15 protein-coding genes and 3 tRNA genes are annotated in these 15061 nt (G+C 38.7%); all 18 read right to left on the minus strand.

Going from position 1 to position 15061, the window contains the following annotated elements; translation table 11 throughout:
• Positions 1-1091: elongation factor Tu (gene tuf, locus Q0058_RS02035; protein ID WP_298221070.1), on the minus strand; the 1091-nt coding region annotated here is incomplete at its 3' end.
• Between the two features lie 56 nt (positions 1092-1147).
• Positions 1148-1219 (minus strand) — tRNA-Thr (locus Q0058_RS02040).
• Positions 1220-1390: 171 nt separating this feature from the next.
• Positions 1391-1471: transfer RNA gene (locus Q0058_RS02045), tRNA-Tyr, on the minus strand.
• 32 nt (positions 1472-1503) lie between these two features.
• Positions 1504-1577, minus strand: a tRNA-Thr gene (locus Q0058_RS02050).
• A gap of 92 nt (positions 1578-1669) precedes the next feature.
• The gene (raiA, locus tag Q0058_RS02055) at positions 1670-1972 is read right to left on the minus strand and encodes a ribosome-associated translation inhibitor RaiA (protein ID WP_298221071.1); all 303 of its coding nucleotides are present in this window, start codon (positions 1970-1972) and stop codon (positions 1670-1672) included.
• Positions 1973-2004: 32 nt separating this feature from the next.
• The gene (locus tag Q0058_RS02060; RefSeq protein WP_298221072.1) at positions 2005-2901 is read right to left on the minus strand and encodes a tyrosine-type recombinase/integrase; all 897 of its coding nucleotides are present in this window, start codon (positions 2899-2901) and stop codon (positions 2005-2007) included.
• A 69-nt stretch (positions 2902-2970) separates the two neighbouring features.
• Entirely contained in the window at positions 2971-3165 is a 195-nt protein-coding gene (gene rpsU, locus Q0058_RS02065) for a 30S ribosomal protein S21 (RefSeq protein WP_298221073.1), read from the minus strand.
• Positions 3166-3501: 336 nt separating this feature from the next.
• Positions 3502-4671 (minus strand): acyl-CoA dehydrogenase family protein, encoded by a 1170-nt coding sequence (locus Q0058_RS02070; protein WP_298221074.1) that lies wholly within the window; start codon positions 4669-4671, stop codon positions 3502-3504.
• Positions 4672-4702: 31 nt separating this feature from the next.
• A complete protein-coding gene (locus Q0058_RS02075; RefSeq protein ID WP_298221075.1) occupies positions 4703-5578 on the minus strand; it encodes a helix-hairpin-helix domain-containing protein in 876 nt (291 codons plus the stop codon).
• 47 nt (positions 5579-5625) lie between these two features.
• Complete coding sequence (locus tag Q0058_RS02080; RefSeq protein WP_298221076.1) at positions 5626-5853, minus strand: PspC domain-containing protein; 228 nt, start codon at positions 5851-5853, stop codon at positions 5626-5628.
• Between the two features lie 70 nt (positions 5854-5923).
• Positions 5924-6058 (minus strand): hypothetical protein, encoded by a 135-nt coding sequence (locus Q0058_RS02085; protein WP_298221077.1) that lies wholly within the window; start codon positions 6056-6058, stop codon positions 5924-5926.
• Between the two features lie 71 nt (positions 6059-6129).
• Positions 6130-6618 carry a 3'-5' exonuclease gene (locus tag Q0058_RS02090; protein ID WP_298221078.1) on the minus strand — a complete coding sequence of 163 codons (489 nt, stop codon included), beginning with the start codon at positions 6616-6618 and terminating at the stop codon, positions 6130-6132.
• Positions 6619-6688: 70 nt separating this feature from the next.
• Positions 6689-8050 carry a pyridoxal-phosphate dependent enzyme gene (locus tag Q0058_RS02095; protein ID WP_298221079.1) on the minus strand — a complete coding sequence of 454 codons (1362 nt, stop codon included), beginning with the start codon at positions 8048-8050 and terminating at the stop codon, positions 6689-6691.
• 216 nt (positions 8051-8266) lie between these two features.
• Complete coding sequence (locus Q0058_RS02100) at positions 8267-10210, minus strand: putative porin (RefSeq protein WP_298221080.1); 1944 nt, start codon at positions 10208-10210, stop codon at positions 8267-8269.
• A gap of 140 nt (positions 10211-10350) precedes the next feature.
• Positions 10351-11742 (minus strand): T9SS type A sorting domain-containing protein, encoded by a 1392-nt coding sequence (locus Q0058_RS02105; RefSeq protein ID WP_298221081.1) that lies wholly within the window; start codon positions 11740-11742, stop codon positions 10351-10353.
• Positions 11743-11833: 91 nt separating this feature from the next.
• Complete coding sequence (locus tag Q0058_RS02110) at positions 11834-12745, minus strand: hypothetical protein (RefSeq protein WP_298221082.1); 912 nt, start codon at positions 12743-12745, stop codon at positions 11834-11836.
• Positions 12746-12759: 14 nt separating this feature from the next.
• Positions 12760-13317, minus strand: coding sequence for a hypothetical protein (locus Q0058_RS02115; RefSeq protein ID WP_298221083.1), 558 nt, complete (start codon positions 13315-13317; stop codon positions 12760-12762).
• Positions 13318-13333: 16 nt separating this feature from the next.
• A complete protein-coding gene (locus Q0058_RS02120) occupies positions 13334-15058 on the minus strand; it encodes a SusD/RagB family nutrient-binding outer membrane lipoprotein (RefSeq protein ID WP_298221084.1) in 1725 nt (574 codons plus the stop codon).
• Positions 15059-15061: the final 3 nt, after the last annotated feature.

Genomic DNA, 15061 nt, shown 5'->3' on the forward strand with positions numbered 1-15061 from the left:
AAAGCTACATCAATAGTTAAGTTATCGCCTGGCATTACCATCTCTACCCCTGCAGGCAAAGAAATAACTCCTGTTACGTCAGTGGTACGTACGTAGAACTGTGGACGGTAGTTATTGTGGAATGGCGTGTGACGACCACCTTCTTCTTTTTTCAAGATATAAACCTCAGCTTTAAATTTAGCGTGTGGTTTTACTGAACCTGGCTTAATGATAACCATACCTCTTTTGATATCAGCTTTGTCGATACCTCTTAAAAGTAATCCTACGTTATCTCCAGCTTCTCCTCTGTCAAGAATTTTACGGAACATCTCAACTCCAGTAATTGTAGAAGTCAATTTGTCAGCTCCCATACCAATGATTTCAACTGGATCTCCAGTATTAGCAACTCCAGTTTCGATACGACCTGTAGCAACAGTTCCACGACCTGTAATTGTAAATACGTCTTCAACCGGCATCAAGAATGGTTTAGCAACGTCACGCACTGGCTCTTCGATCCAGTTGTCAACTGCTTCCATCAATTCAATGATTTTTGGTACCCAAGCTGGATCATTGTTCAATCCACCTAAAGCTGAACCTTGAACTACAGGACCATTATCTCCATCATATTCGTAGAATGACAACAAGTCTCTGATTTCCATTTCAACAAGCTCTAACAACTCAGCATCATCAACCATGTCTACTTTGTTCATGAAAACAACCATTCTAGGAATACCTACCTGGCGACCTAAAAGGATGTGCTCACGTGTTTGTGGCATTGGTCCGTCAGTTGCAGCTACTACTAGGATAGCACCGTCCATCTGAGCAGCACCAGTAACCATGTTCTTTACGTAATCCGCGTGACCAGGACAGTCAACGTGTGCGTAGTGACGGTTAGCAGTTTCGTACTCAACGTGTGAAGTGTTAATTGTAATACCTCTTTCTTTTTCTTCTGGAGCGTTATCAATTTGATCAAATGATTTCGCTTGACAGTAACCTGCATCAGACAATACTTTAGTGATTGCTGCAGTTAAAGTTGTTTTTCCGTGGTCAACGTGCCCAATTGTTCCAATGTTTAAGTGGGGCTTATTACGGTTAAAATTTTCTTTTGCCATTTTACTTAATTTTTAATCTTAGTTATATATTAGTGTTCGAAATTCTCTAATTTTTGAGCCAACTACGGGAATTGAACCCGTGACCTCTTCCTTACCAAGGAAGCACTCTACCCCTGAGCTAAGTCGGCAGTTTCCTTGATGCTTGAATCATTTTGACTTACCTTTTTCATCCGTCCTGATTATCGAATTCAGAAGGATTACAAGCAAAGCTTGTGATCCGTAAGGGTGAACCCTTACTAAAACTTTTAAACACATTTTTACGAAAGCAAGCTTTCGACAAATGCTTATTAAAAATTTTGTGGGGAGAGCAGGATTCGAACCTGCGAAGTTCACACAGCAGATTTACAGTCTGCCCTCGTTGGCCGCTTGAGTATCTCCCCAACTTTTCTTACTGTTTTGATATGCTTTTCAGAGCCGGCGGAGGGACTCGAACCCACGACCTGCTGATTACAAATCAGCTGCTCTAGCCAACTGAGCTACGCTGGCATATACAATAAAAAAAGTCCGCTATTTCTAACGGACTGCAAATGTATATCATTTTGTTTTTTAAACAAAACATTTTTTATAAAAAATTTTATTTAAATATGCGTTCTGATTTTTTCTTTTCTTTTTACTAATAAACGCTCTAAAGATTCTGCTGTCAACTCGACTGCTTCCTCAAAAGTTTTGCACTGCTTTTTTACCATAAAGTCATCTCCGGGGACGTGAATTTTTACTTCTACAATTTTATTTTCTTTATCGCTGGTCTTCTCCACTTTCAAAAAAACATCCGAAGAAACGATTTTATCATAATATTTTTCCAATTTATCCATTCGGTCCTGAATAAAATCTACCAGCTTTTTGTCAACAGTAAAGTTAACTGCATGAACATTTACCTTCATAATAAAAATTTTAATGGTTATACATTACAGAATCATTTTTGGTTTCTCGGATGCGCATTGCCGTATACCTTTTTGAGCTCAGATAAACTACTGTGGGTGTATACTTGTGTAGATGCCAAACTCGAATGTCCTAATAATTCTTTCACTGAATTGATGTCTGCCCCGTTGTTGAGCAAGTGAGTCGCAAAGGTATGTCTTAATATATGCGGACTCTTTTTGACCTTCTCGGAGACATTACTAAAGTAATGATTAATTAATCGATACACAAACGAATCATTTAATTTAACGCCCTTTTGTGTCACGAAAAAAAAGTCTTTGTCTTTAATTTGCTCTAAATTAGCCCTTTCAGAAAAATACGATTGCATTTGTTTTTCAACTACCGGAAGCATCGGCAGTATCCTTTCTTTGTTTCTTTTCCCCAAAACCTTGAATGTTTTATTCGATGTATTCACATTCGAAACCATAAGATGAATCAGCTCCGTCCGTCTGATGCCCGTCGTGTAAAACAAATCGATAATGAGTTTATCGCGAACACCTTCAAAACCTTCAGGAAACTGAAGTTGGTTCAAAACCATGTCGAGTTCTTTCTCGGAAAACGGAATCTGGATTTTTTTCGGCGTCTTGAGCGCTTTGTGTTTGAGCAACGGACTAACTTCGATCTGCTTGCTTTTCAACAGAAATTTGTAATAGCTTTTCAGCGACGAGATTTTCCGGTTGACCGAAACATTCGAAACTCCGGCATCAACCAACGAAACAATCCAGCTTCGGATTTGGCTGTAATTCACTTCAAGCAAATTTTCCTGATCAAATTCAGCATTCAGAAACGTCTCAAAAAAGTCTACATCGGCGCAATAATTAAGCACCGTATGCTTCGAGTAATTTTTCTCGAGCTGCAAATAATCGCGAAAAGCCTGCTTACTATTGTCCATAAAAAAAACCGTTAGCCCAAAGGTATTAAACTTTGCAAACTAACGGTTCTATTTTGAAGAAGTTATACTCTAACTTTCTAAATTGTCTTTCATGTTCTGAATGTAAGCCGCTTTCTGGATTTTCATTCTGTTCGTAACTGAAGGTTTGATGAAAGCCTGACGGGCGCGCAACTGACGAACAGTTCCGGTTTTGTCGAACTTTCTTTTATAGCGCTTCAATGCTCTATCGATATTTTCTCCGTCTTTAATTGGTATAATTAACATAATATAGACACCTCCTCTCGTTAAGGGCGCAAAGATATCATTTAATTGATAATTAACAATTAATAATTGATAATTTTTTCATTCTATATATTATCATGAATTATTTGGGCGTACCGGCGAGTTCAAAATCCTACTCAATAGAACATTACGGCTGCCGTCAGGCTGTGGGTTCCCAATCTTTTATGCCACACGAGCAGAGCGAACTGACGAAGTAAACGACGGCACAAAAGGATTTCCACTTCCATCCTTCACGCGAATGAAGTCCAAATAAAAATTCCAAATCCCAACGTATTCAAGAACCATTGGAATTTGGAATTTCAAATTTGATATTTTTTATTATTTCACTGCAGGTTTATAATTCTGTTTATCAATAATCATCTTCGACAAAATCTCCCTAAGGATTTCTGAAGTTCCGCCACCAATTGGCCCCAAACGACTATCGCGTAACAAACGTGCGAGCGGATATTCTTCCATATAACCGTAACCGCCTAACATTTGTAAGCAACTGTTGATTGCTTCATCGGCTACTTTAGTAGATTTTAATTTGGCCATCGTGGCTTCTTTCACTACATATTCACCTTTATTTAATCTGGCTACGGCTGCATAGTTAAACACTTTACAATGCTCCACTTCTGTAGCATGATCGACCATCGTATGTCTTAAAGCCTGAAACTTATTGATTGTCGTTCCGAAAGCTTCACGTTGCGACATATAATCAATCGTATAATCGATAGCATATTCGGCTCGCGCGTGCGCATTGACCGCCATGATCAACCTTTCTAAAGCGAAATGCTGCATGATATAAGGAAATCCTTTGCCTAATTCACCCATCAAATTTTCTGCCGGAATTTCCACGTTATCAAACGAAATCTCAGCGGTGTCGGAAGCTCTCCAGCCTAGTTTATCTAATTTTGTGGCTGAAATACCTTTCAAATTGGTATCCATCAAAAAAATACTGATTCCTTTATTTCCTAGTTCTGGGCTTGTTTTCGCAGCTACAACATAATAGTCCGCATAAACTCCATTGGTGATGAAGGTTTTCGAACCATTGATAATATACTTGTCTCCATTTTTTACAGCCGTTGTACGCATTCCAGCCACATCGCTTCCGCCAAAAGGTTCAGTAATACACAAGGCTCCGATTTTATCACCAGAAATACTTGGCGCGAGATAATCCTGCTTGATGCGTTCGTCACCTTCAGCATTCAAATGTGTCATCGCCAAATAAGCGTGAGCCCACATCGCCGCGGCGAAACCGGAAGATTTTATTTTTTGCAATTCTTCCAGAAACACTACGGTGTAAAACAAATCGAGATTCAATCCGCCATAAGCCTCAGGATAAGCGATTCCGAAAAAACCCATTTCACCGAATTTTTTCCAGATGAAGCGCTCGATTGCGCCTGTTTTTTCCCATTTTTCAATATGTGGTACCACTTCGGTACGCAAAAAGTTGCGCAAACTCTCTCTGAATAATTCGTGTTCTTCGGTAAAATATATTGAATTCATATTTCTAAGGCTGTTTTTTTGATGCTATTTTTTAGAATTCCAAATATAAGGCAATTATTTCTACTTTATCAACCGGAAATCCCGAAATTTTTGACAAATCCTCAACACTATGTATCCCATTGTTCATACTTCTGAAAGTCACAATTGCTTTGGCTACGGGATATTTGAAATACGGAAATTGCATCAGTTCTTTGACGTTGAGTTGGTTGACATTGAATTTCCTGACCTTTGGCAAACCGGAAACTTTAAAAGCTTTATTGATGTTCTCAACAACTTCAGGCGACAAACCCCAAACATCCTGCAATTGATTCATACTGACAAAGCCGCCAAGTTTTTCCTTTTCTTTTAAAATTCTTTCAGACAAACCGTCTCCAATGCCGTAGACTTTTTTGAGATCTTCAGCTGAAGCCAGATTGATGTCTTGAAGTACTTTAGTTTCTTTCACTGCAAAGTCCGAAGCTTTATAATGCTGCGCTGCGTTCCTCTTATTGACCCAATCCGGAAATTTGAAATGCGGAGCGATCTTGTGCAACAAAGCATCCGAAACTTTTGTGACCTGCTGAAATTCCTGCGCAGAATTGACGTAGCGGTTTGTCTTCCTGTAAGCGAGCAAACGATCAATTTCATCTACAGACATTCCGAGTTGATATCCTTTGAAATCGGTAATGAAATTCGGGTTGAAAGGTCGCAGTTCATAAGTATTTTTCTTTTTATAAACAGAAGCCGAATCTTTCGACAAAGGCAAAGCAACCCATTGTTGTTTGTTGCTTCCCGTGTTTGGTTTGGGATTGAAATCGATGAAGAAATAAACGAACTGGAAAATTACAATGAGCAATAGCAAAGCAAAAATGCCTGCGCGTTGTGCTTTCGAAAATTTAAAATACGAAGTAAATGAAGTTGTTTTCATGTGGTTTGGCGTTGAGATTCATAAATGGCGTGTATAGAGAAGTAATATTATAAGTCGAAAACGGAGCTTCGTTTGGCCCGGATCAGATCCTTGAGCTTGAGCCAAAACGCTAAAGTGAGGTAAACCCCAAACCAAAGTCCGGCGGTCACAAACGAAATGTAGATGAAAAACAAACGCACATTGTTCGCGCGCATGCCGAGTTTGTCAGCAAGCCGCGACGATACATGGAAACCATGTTTCTCAAAAAAATATTTCAGCTGGATGATCACTGACATTGATAATTGATAATTGATAATTGATAATTGATAATTGATAATTGATAATTGATAATGCAAAATTAAACTTTTACAGATTGCTTTCCGCTGTTCGATTGCGATAAATTGCGTGATTTTGATGGTGGCAGAAAGCTTGATTGTTACAGAAATCCGTAGCGTCATATTGCTTGGATTTCCAGAAATCGGGAAGGAAATAATCTTTCATGATGCAAATTTTAAATGGCGTATAATGGAAGTACTAATTTATAAAAAAAGCAATCCAATACCAACTGAAATTTACTTTAAAAGATAAAGTTTGGCACAAGCCCGCGCATCCGACAAAGCTTCGTGGTGGTTTAAGGCTATATTGTTGCGCTCGCTGCAATATTTGAGGTTCGCAGGTTTATAACCTTTAGAGCGGTAAATCCTGCAGGTACATTCCCAACGGTCGGCAATCTCGAGTTCGTCATAATACAAACCGTAATACTGCATGGTTTTTAAAAGCACATTGCGGTCGAATTGTTCGTTATGCGCGACAATCGTTTTACCAAACAACCGTTTCTTGATTTCCGGAAACAGATCATCAAAAGTTTTCTCGTGGAGCGTTTGAATCGGTTTAATGCCATGCACCATAATGTTGTGATACGAATACTCGTTGTTCGGCGGCTGGATTAAAGTGTAGTATTCCTCGACAATGATTCCGTTTTCGACCGTGACGATGCCCACGGCACAAGCGCTGTGAAAATGTCCGGTGGCGGTTTCGAAATCAATCGCGGTGAAGTTCATTTTTTTTAATTGATAATAGATAATTGATAATTACTCGGACAATTATCAATTATCCATTGTTAATTATCAATTATTTTATCGTCCCGATGATATCGTATTTGGTAATGATATGATGCTTGCCATTGCCCAAATCGATGAGTACGGCCTGGTTTTCTTTGGTGAACAGTTTCGAAACTTCCTCAATAGGCGTTCCCATTTTTACGATCGGATAAGGTTTGCCCATGACTTCACGGATTGGTTTGTCAGCAGCATTCTTATCAGAAACATAGATTTGGAACAAATCAGATTCATCGACAGAACCAACAAAACCAGTCGTGTCAATTACCGGGATTTGTGAGATTTTGTATTTGCGCATGCGCTCGATGGCGTGGGAAACCAATTCTTCGGTACGTACGATGACGAGTTGTTTGTCGATATGGTCTTTGATGACATCTTCGGCTTTGGTGATTTCTTCGTCGAGGAAACCTCTTTCGCGCATCCAGTCGTCGTTAAACATCTTCCCGACGTAACGGCTTCCAGAATCGTGGAATAAAACAACGACAACGTCTTCCGGTTTGAAATGCTCTTTAAGTTGCAGCAAACCTTTAATCGCAGAACCTGCAGAATTGCCTACGAAGATTCCTTCTTCAAGAGCAATTTTTCTTGTGTAAACAGCCGCATCTTTATCGGTTACTTTAGTGAAGCCATCGATTAACGAGAAGTCAACATTTTTGGGAAGGATGTCTTCTCCAATGCCTTCGGTGATGTAGGAATAGATTTCGTTCTCGTCGAAGATTCCGGTTTCGTGGTATTTTTTGAACACTGAACCGTAAGTATCAATCCCCCAAATTTTGATGTTCGGGTTTTTCTCTTTTAAATATTTAGCAACTCCTGAAATGGTTCCTCCAGTTCCGACACCGACTACGAAATGCGTAATCTTTCCGTCAGTCTGTTCCCAGATTTCAGGGCCGGTTTGTTCGTAATGTGCAATGGCATTCGATGGATTGTCGTATTGGTTGACGTACCAGGAGTTTGGTGTTTCTTCACCCAATTTTTTGGATACGGAATAATACGAACGCGGATCCGTTGGTTCAACATCAGTTGGACAAACTACTACTTTAGCACCAACAGCACGAAGGATATCCATTTTTTCTTTGGATTGTTTGTCGGTGATCACGCAGATGAGTTTGTAGCCTTTGACAATCGCCGCAAGCGCTAAGCCCATTCCTGTGTTTCCAGATGTTCCTTCTATGATGGTTCCGCCTGGTTTCAGCCGTCCGTCGGCTTCGGCATCTTCGACCATTTTTACGGCCATGCGGTCTTTTACGGAATTGCCGGGATTGAAGGTTTCTACTTTGGCAAGTACCAAAGCATCGACTTCGGCGGTGATTTTATTGAGGCGGACCAACGGCGTGTTTCCAATGGTTCCTAATATGTTTTCTGAGTATTTCATTTTAGAGTTGCTGAGTGACTGAGTTGCTGAGTGACTGAGTTATTATTAGGGTACAAATATATTGATAATATGAACTTTTACAAGCAAACGCGATATTAATTCGATAACGTTTGCGTGAGGGATTGCAGCATTTGTCTGAGCTCTTTTTGTGCTGGCGTTCAGCGCAAAAAAGCGAGTGCGAAAAGCCCGACCCTTGTGGTCACGCCCAAAGTATGCTTATTGGAAGAAATTCCAGACGAGTCCGAATCTTACGATAAAATCGCGGGAAGGATAATCGGGTGCGGAATAGAACCTGCTGTAAGCGGCCCAGGCGGAATTGAAATGTTCGGCTTTAAGGAAGATGCGGCACTGGCGGATTCTGGCATTGATAAAGAAATCGCAGTTGGGGAAATCACCAATCTTGGTGTCGTTCTGCACAAAGAAATCTGAAATCACAGGGTTGTATCCGTTGGCGTAGTACTTCGTATAGTAGTTGAAGGTAACTCCGGTTTGCAAATAGAGTGCCTTGGCGAAGAAATAATCGGAAAAATAGAGTGTGTTGCGCGTAACAATTTTTGGGACGTTTAAAACGTCGTCTTCTTGTTCGGTCTTTTGGTATAAGATGGTATTGTCGAGCGCAAGTTTCCAATACTTGATTTCCTTGTTGACTTTGATGGAAAGGTATTGGATGGATTTTTCGTATTGCTTGGGTGAGATCAGTTGCACCCGATCAACCGTGCTGTCATCGCTGAAGAACAAATGATTGTCGTAATTAGAAATCTGCAAAGATGCTTCTGCCCATTGGGTACTGGCGGTCGCGGTGATGGTGTTGATTTTTTCGTTTTTGAAATTGTTATACCAATTGTAATTGATGTAGCTGCTTTGGTGCAGGTTGTAGAGATGGTCTGGCAGTTTGTTCATGTTTTGGTAGCCGAAAGAGAATTTGTTTTTGGCGTTGAGCTGGTATTGCAAACTGGCATCGATACTGGTCAACGATTGGCTGGTGATGGAATTGGAATAAAGCAATTTCCCTTTCCAGTTGTTTTTTTGGTACTCGTATTGGGCACCGAAGTCATTGATTTTATCATTTATGGAACTTGGTATATTTTGGTTTTGGAGTATGATGATGGTGTTGTAATAATAGTTGTATCGGAAATCATCGAGAAAAAACTGAAACCTGCCCAAAGTGGTGTTTTCATAGATCGCTCCTACTTTATTGTACATCCGGTTGTAATGTACCTGATCATTGATGCCCCTGCCGAAATAGGAATCTCCGAAACGGTTGACCAATTGGTCTCCTATGGTTGATGTGACGGTAGGTTGATAGTATTCAAAAAATTTGCTTTCGTAATTGAATTGATGCGTAACGTATAGATTATTACTTCCCAACGTTGGGTTGATTCTGAAATTGTGATCGAAGAAAATCCTTTTTCCTTTGAGGAATGAAGTGGCATCGGTGAGATATACTTCAAGTCTTTGGCGCTGTTTGAAATCGGTATCTCTATTTTCGAAATCAGTGGGTGTTGTAATACCGCCATTCTCGCCATTGAGCATATCCTGTCCGGTGTAATGGGCATTGATGAAATATCTTTTGTTTTTAGTGTGATAGCTTGTGGTGAACCTGAAATTTCCGGTACTTGACAGTTGGTTGATGTATTTACCGAGCGAGCGCAATCCTTTATAGGCGACTGAGAAATTGAATTGTTCAGAAGGATTGACTGTAAAAAAAGCATCGAGGGATTGTCCTTGCTCCATGACCGTTTTAAAGTAGAGATCCGATAACGGGGTGGCTACAGAGTAATATTTAATCTGATTGGGTTGTAGGTAATTGAAATGCTTTCCTTGATAGCCAAATTCAGGATAAGGGGAAAAATGGTTTAAGCCATAGTATAGTGTTGTATAGGTTTGCCCTTCATTTAAAAAAGGTAATAATCCGAAATTATCCTTGCGGAGGTAATTGTATTCGTATTCTTTTTTTATAGTAAGCGAAGTGTCAACATAAGTAGTATCGCGGTCTAAAGTGATCATTCTATAGGAGGTAATAGGAGCCTTTTGGGCAAGTTCCTTCGCTTTTTGTTCCTTAGTTTTCAATAAACTTTTTTGGAGTTTCTCGTTCACAGGCTCTTGCGAGAAACCTGTCAATGCGACCAGAAAAAGAAAAGCGGTTAGTAGAATTCTCATAGTGTATTTATCTTGTGGCAAAAATAACTATTTGTTTGTAAATAGAAATGATTTGGGCTTAACATATAAGCACAATTTGAAGTAATAAAAAAAGCCACCCGATACCGGGTGGCTTTTGATATATAAAATTAATTAAAAAATTAATTTTTGATCACTTTAATCGTTGCAGTAGCTCCAGCATTATTAGTAACTTTTACCAAATAAACACCAGTGTTTAAGTTAGAAACATTCATAGAAGTGTTTTTAACACTAGCAAAGTTTGTGTTTGATACTTCTTTACCTGAAACATCAAATAAAGTTACGTTAGTAATATCAGCACCAATAACTTCTAAAGTATTTTGAGCGATATAAGCATTGAATGGATGTTCTTTCAAGTAATTTTTAATAGCCAATAAAGGCTCGTTATTCCATTTAAAAACACCACCTACAGTCGGACTAGTACTAAATCCACCGGCTAAACCAACTTCTTGACTATAGAATTTAATAGTCGTTCCATCTACATAGTTCGTATCAGGATTGTCGTTAATATCAATCCAAGTTACTCCGTTATCAGTGGTGTAAGAAGATCCTCTTGCGGTTTGGATATCATCATTAATAACATCTGTCCCTACACAAACATAGGTGTTAGGCAATCCTGGGATATTAGCAATTCTTTGACCTCTGATAATACCTACTGCAGGAATTTCACCAGGAACATTTGGAGTATAAGGAACATTTGTCCAAGTTGCACCACCGTCAGTGGTTTTAAAACATTGGTAATCACTAGAAATCAACAATCCGTTATTTTCATCCTCAAAAGCGAAATCTCCAGATTGTGTACCATTACCTTGACCACCAAAATCATCAAGAGGAGTTTGGTAAGCTGTCCAAGTAAGACCTTTATCAGTAGATCTCAAGATTCTACCAAAACCAGTACCAATCCATATTGAATTGCCATAGGCATCAAATTGATTTGAATATCCATATTCGTTGGCACCAAGCGTTGCAGGTAGTCCGGTTTTTCTTACCCAATTCGCACCACCATTTGAAGTAGTGTAAATTTCAAATCCGTTAACATCAGGATCCCCCATACAAACACCTTCATTTTCGTTGAAGAAATGCACTAAATTTGGGAAAGATTCTGGCGAATTGAATGACGCTGTTGATTGTCTAGTCCATGTTGCACCACCATCAGTAGTTTTCCAGATTCCGCCAGTTGCACCGTTTGATCCGAAAACTGACGCATAAGCTACATCAGCAGAAACCGCATCAATACAAGATATTTGCAAATCAGCCGAACTAGCACCAAGGTCAATTGGCGCCGTTGTCCATGTCAAACCTCCATCAAGAGATTTAGAATAACGTCTAATCTCAATAGTAGAAGTAGTAGAACCATTATTATTATTAAGCCACACAGTGTTAGCATCAACATAACTAATACTAGTTACACCTATAGCGGCAGCAGGCTGTCCCGTGGGTTTTTCTGTCCAATAATCTTGTGCCTGAACAGAAGACACGATTAAAAAAAGAATAAAGAGTAAATTTTTTTTCATAATTGAAAGTTTTAAATTAATAGAGAGAACAAATATAAATATAAAAAACTATTTAACCCCAAAAAAAAGGGGTTAAATAGTTAAAGTTAAATTAAAGCGGTGTTACTACATAATTTGCATTTCCATCGACTGTTGTCTTAACAATTTGCAATTTAGCAATAGCGCTAGAAACTGGTCCAACAGTCAGATTCGAGAAATTATTCGCAAAAGTTTTTCCTTTCCCATCTGGAAAACGGACCGCAAACCTATATCCAATATTCGATGGTGAATTAATCAAGGTTCCCGCATAAAGATTCACGATGTACGTATTATCAGGAGCTGTAGATAAGAAAACAAGCGTCGCGAAACGCTTATTTGGAACTTGACTTTCCATATTGATTGGAGCCGTTAAAGCAGTGGATGTAGCTACTGTTGTACCATCAAGTCTTTTAAGAACGACTTTAATACTGTTAAAAGAGGTAACACTTGTTAGAAACTTTGGAAACTCATAATCTAGTCTTACAGAAAGTTTGTTAGCATTTGGATTTGGCATCGGAGTATCGCCGAAATCTACTTTCAAAACATTAGATGTTAATGAATATTGCTTTCCGGCAAAACCTACTGGGGTTACATTTTGTGCGGTATTTATTCCGGACAAAAAATATTGGGCTTCCACCACATAAGGCAAATCAGAATCATCTGTTGGTGGTGCTGAAACTTCCGCATCAACCGAAGTTTGTCCTTTAGGAATAATTACAGAAGTTGTTGTCCTTTTATTAGTACTTGGAAGAAATGACGTTACTTGAACACGAATAGAATCCTCAAATGCCTGAGGTATTGTTATAGTTACTGGTAATTTTTGACCCGCTACACTAATCGTTTCATTGGTGCTTATCGTGCCTGTCAAAGTTTCAAAAGAAACATCGCTATCAACAGGGCTTCCTGTGAAAACATCGTCTTTCTCGCACGACAACAAGAAAATTACGGGAACAAATAAAATCAAAAGTTTTTTTGAATATTTCATAATAATATATTTATTTATTGAGTTGTATAACTGTCATACACACTTATTTCACCTGGAGTATACAAAACTTGTGACACTATTGAGGTTCTAAATCTAAAAGCTTGTTTGTAATATTGTAGATTAGAACGTATCGCAGTTGATAAATTAGAATAATCAAAACGAACTCCATTGAGATCGAAAGATTCTCCGTAAAAACGGAACTCATCACCAGCATTAAAATCACTTACATTCATATTTAAAGCTGCCGCAATATCTTCTCGAGTAATCACAAGACGCGCTGGAAAGGTCGTAATAGGTTGTCCTATCAACTTAAATCCTCCAAAAGAATTCCCCGAAGTGACATCGGTTCTTCTGACATATAAATTATATTTGGATACATTACCCCCTGGAGCTGTCAGATTGCCGGCGAAAACAGTAGCCGGATCGGCATAATTCATCACTTTAGATGTTATGTCCAATCTCACAAACGCACCATTAACTAAAACTGGTGTAGGTGTTAAACTCTCATCCCGCTCACAAGATAAAAAAGTTAAAAAGGTAACAATTAATGGTAAAAAAAATATTTTTTTCATTGTAATAATTTTTTGATTAGTGTAAATCTAGTGCTGCTTTATCCCAAAAAACCCTTCTCGTTCTATTGTTTGTTGGAGTATTTGGGTTATTGCTTACAGCATTTGCAGGATAGAGTGCCGCATTGTAAAATGGCCCAGAATTCAGCTCTAAAGTTGGCTGAAAATTGCTTGGATACCCTGTTCTTCTGTAGTTGTTATATACCTCAATACCATTACCCCAAGCAGCGAGATAATACTCTTTCATAATAAGTTCTAATCTTTGATCATCATTAACAAGCGCATCATACTCTGTTGATATAAAAGTAAGATAATTAGCTTTCTTAGTAGCGATATTAGTAAGATTTGTCGGTGTCAAAGGAGTATTATTACCAGTACCCAAAGGAAAAGTAGTAACTTTATCAATTGACTTTTCAATAGCTCCTAACAGCTCTGTCTTTGCATTACCACTAATTCCTAATTTCAAAATAGCCTCAGCTTTCATAAATTGAACATATGATGACAATAACATTGGCATAATACCAGCACCTAAGGCTCCATCAGTCCCACTATGCTGAACAGAACCCGTTTTACCAGTATTATATTCAAATTTACCACCAATAGGATAAAGACCGGCCACTGCACGGGTATCTAAATCGGGCGGAATACCTGTACTATTTCCATGATCACGACCTAAATAACCACCAGTAGGTATCGTTGCCGTGCCTATCCAATTTGAAATTGTATAAGGCGTACGAATGTTATCGGAATCAAAAAAAGAATTGTATTCATTGTTGTTGTAATGCGTAGGTCTTGTTCTACCGGGAATTGCATTTGTATCATTTATAGGGATTGGGCCTTGTCTCCAAAAATAAAAAAGCGATCTTGGATCAAAAAATAAATCAGCGCCCTTGCCTTTTTCAATGGTCATGGCCCAAATCATGTAATTACCAATATAAGCACCTCCTCCTAATTCGTACTGGTCATTGTACAAAGGGTGTCTGGAGTTCGGTACATTTCTGTTGGTACCATATTTAAAAGCGAAATCTTCAGTTGGAGTATCAATAATATCACCAGCTGTAATGATTGCTGAAATCTCTTGCGCAATATCAACGCCTAAGTCACTCCCTGCCAAACGCGCAGTATTGTACAGTTTCAATTTTAGCGTTTTTGCCAAAGTAATCCATTTTGCCTTGTCTTTATTGTAATACAAATCAATGACGTTAGTAGTAGGACCTGTATCACCTCCTAAAATAGCGAGTCCTTCATCGAGCGATGCAATAGCTTTTTTGTATACATCAACACCTGAATCAAATTTAGGATTAAGAATACTAGGGTCTAAAGCTTCCGAAAGCGGTACATCGCCATAAAGATCCACTAAGGACATTAAAACATAAGCTTTAATCACTTTTGAAGACCCTAAAATAAATTTTTCATTAGGTGCTTTAGCCTCTACTACTTTAATGGCATTTAAAATACCGTAAGCAGTGGTCCAGTTGCCATCAAAATTTACGGGTTCAAATGCATTTTGGTAAGTATCCCCACCAGTCATTGCCATTTGTCTTGTAACGGCTTGTGTAAATGAATTTCCAGAATCAACAAAATCAGCCAACTCAAGCTGGATATAGTTGAATGCAAAGTAAGGGTTATACAAGTCCGGGCTAGCCTGACTGTCATCTCTCGTCTGATCCAAATCTATCGTTTCACAACTACTAAAAAAGAGTATTGTTGAAAAAATAAATAGTTTATAATAAATATTTTTCATAAT

It is taken from the genome of Flavobacterium sp. (genome assembly GCF_027484705.1).
Classification (GTDB): domain Bacteria; phylum Bacteroidota; class Bacteroidia; order Flavobacteriales; family Flavobacteriaceae; genus Flavobacterium.